This is a genomic window from Bradyrhizobium sp. PRIMUS42 (assembly GCF_023006515.1).
Lineage (GTDB): Bacteria > Pseudomonadota > Alphaproteobacteria > Rhizobiales > Xanthobacteraceae > Bradyrhizobium.
The window spans coordinates 1-2,858 of record NZ_JALBGZ010000762.1 but is presented as its reverse complement, the minus strand read 5'-3'; the positions used below and the strand labels follow the sequence as shown (position 1 = coordinate 2,858).

Below are 2,858 nucleotides of genomic sequence, written 5' to 3'. Positions count from 1 at the left end.
GGCTGCAAGCAACGTTCCCGCCGCCGACCAGCCGGTCGCCGACAAGCTCAAGGACATCATCGGCGCCAAGACGTCGCGCTATTTCGACCGCAAGAACGAGCGCGCCGCGATCGAGAAGTTTTATGGCGCACGGGACTTCGCGCCGGTCTGGACGCAAGGCGGCAGCCTGACCGCTGCGGCCAAGGGCGTCGTCGCGCGGCTGAAGGACGCGGCCTCCGACGGCCTCAACCCTGCCGACTATGCGGTGCCGGATTTCGCCAGCGCCACCACGCCCGATGCGCTCGCCGATGCCGAGCTGAAGCTCACCGCCAGCATGTTCGACTATGCGCGCCAGGCCCAGAGCGGCCGCATGCATTGGTCACAGGTCAGCGGCGACATCCTCTATCCCGAGCATCCGGTCGACCCGAACGATGTGCTCGCCAAGGTCACGACCGCGACCGACGCCTCCACCGCGCTCGACAGCTACAACCCGCCGCACAAGCTCTACAAGGAGCTGAAGGCGAAGCTCGCGGAGCTTCGCGGTCAGGGCAACGGCCCGGTGATCGAGATCGCCGACGGTCCGGCGCTGAAATACACCCCGGCCGGCAAGAAGCAGGCCGAGATCGTCGTGGAAGATCCGCGCGTGCCGCAACTGCGCGCCAAGCTCGGCCTCGCCGAAAACGCGAACGACACCCGCTATGACGCGGCGGTCGCCGACGCCGTGCGCAAATTCCAGAGCGGTGCCGAGATGAAGGCGACCGGCATCCTCGACGACAAGACGGTCAAGGCGCTCAACACCCCGAAGCGCGACAAGCAGATCGACGTGGTGCTGGTCAACATGGAGCGCTGGCGCTGGCTGCCGCGCGACCTCGGCGCGCCCGCGCTGGGTGATGCCTATGTGATCCTCAACATTCCCGACTACACGCTGAAGGTGATGCAGCGCGGCCAGCAGGTCTGGACCACCCGCGTCGTCACCGGCAAGCCCGGCACGCATGCGACCCCGCTGCTCACCGAGACGATGAAGTACATCACGGTCAATCCGACCTGGAACGTGCCGCCGTCGATCGTCTACAACGAGTACCTGCCGGCGCTTCAGCAGGACCCGACCGTGCTCCAGCGCATGGGCCTCAAGCTCGAGCAGAACCGCGACGGCTCGGTGCACATCTCTCAGCCCCCCGGCGAAGCCAACGCGCTCGGTCGCATCCGCTTCAACTTCCCGAACAAGTTCCTGGTCTATCAGCACGACACGCCGGACAAGAACCTGTTCGCGAGGGAAGATCGCGCCTTCAGCCATGGCTGCATGCGCGTACAGAACCCCGATCAATACGCCTCGGTGTTGCTCAACATCGTCATGCCGAACGAGAAATACACGCCCGAGCGCGTGCGCAGCATGTACGGCAAGAGCGAGATCGACCTGAAATTCCCGACCCCGGTCCCGGTCAACATCACCTATCAGACCGCGTTCGTGGATGACGCCGGCAAGCTGCAATTCCGCAAGGACGTCTATGGCCGCGACGCGACCATGATCAACATCCTGAAGAACAACCGCGGCAAGGACCTCGAGGCCATCGTGGCACACTCGCAGCCGAGCTACTCGCGCCCGGCGACGACCCTGCCCTCAGGCGTGGCGGTGGCCAACAATGGTGGCGGCTTCGGCTCGTCCGGACCAAACTTCTTCGAGCGGTTGTTCGGAGGCGGAGCCCCGACCCCGCCGCCGGCCCCGGTCGGCCGCCGGCCCCAGCAGCAGCGGGTGTTCACCCGCTAAGCCCGATTCGGCGAATTCTTCAACGAAATCAGCGGCTCCGTCCCTTGGATGGGGCCGCTTAACGTTAACCATTGTCCACCTGGGCCCGGCCCGCGGGCGTTTTTTTGCCACAGTCAACCGGTTAGGTTTGTATTCTGACTTGGTTTGGGGGCGAAAAGGTCAACCTCGAATTAACCTTCTCGCTTTAATAAAGCGTTCATCCTCTTTCGCGCGCCAACGGGGTTGGCGGGAGAGTCCATTTTGAACGCTCGTCGACTGGGTGGGCTCATACGTGCTGACTGGTCTCGCACGCAAATTCGCTGTGCTGTCGTTGTCCCATGCGGGAGTGAAGGCCGGATCCAGGATCGGCCTTGCTGCCGCACTGCTGCTTGCTGCCGCAGGTTCGGTTCATAACGCCGCCGCGCTGAACGAGACCAAGACGCTCTCGTTCCACCACACCCATTCCGGCGAAGACCTCACCGTCACCTTCAAGCGCGACGGCCGCTATGACGAAGCCGCGCTGAAGCAGCTCAACCACTTCCTGCGCGACTGGCGCACCCAGGACGAGACGGTCATGGATCGTCGCCTCTTCGACATCCTTTGGGAAGTCTACCGCGACGTCGACGGCAAGCAGCCGATTCAGATCATCTCCTCCTACCGCTCCCCCGCCACCAACGCCATGCTCCGCCGCCGCTCCTCCGGTGTGGCGCGCTTCAGCCAGCACATGCTGGGACATGCGATGGACTTCTACATTCCGGGCGTGCCGCTGGAGCAGATCCGCTTCGCCGGCCTGCGCCTCCAGCGCGGTGGCGTCGGCTTCTATCCGACCTCGGGCTCGCCCTTCGTGCATCTGGACACCGGCAGCATCCGGCACTGGCCGCGCATGACGCATGACCAGCTCGCCCGGGTGTTCCCGGATGGCCGCACCGTCCATGTCCCGACCGACGGCACGCCGCTGAAGGGTTACGAGCTCGCCAAGGCCGAGATCGAGCGACGCGGCAGCGGCGACGATTCCGGCAGCAAGCCGAATTTCTTTGCCGCACTGTTCAAGGGCAAGTCGGCAGCTCCGGCCAGCAGCAGCGACGAGGATGACGAGGGCGCGCCCGCCCCGGCCGCGAAGCCGGCGGCCCCGACC

The 2,858-nt window shown here is 65.0% G+C and carries 2 protein-coding genes; both read left to right on the top strand.

All coding sequences use genetic code 11. The features are described from left to right. A partial coding sequence (locus MOV75_RS33180; protein WP_247007440.1) for a murein L,D-transpeptidase occupies positions 1-1,744 on the top strand: 1,744 nt, incomplete at its 5' end. A 271-nt stretch (positions 1,745-2,015) separates the two neighbouring features. After that, positions 2,016-2,858, top strand: an 843-nt coding sequence (locus MOV75_RS33175) for a DUF882 domain-containing protein (protein ID WP_247007439.1), incomplete at its 3' end; no start/stop codon positions are given.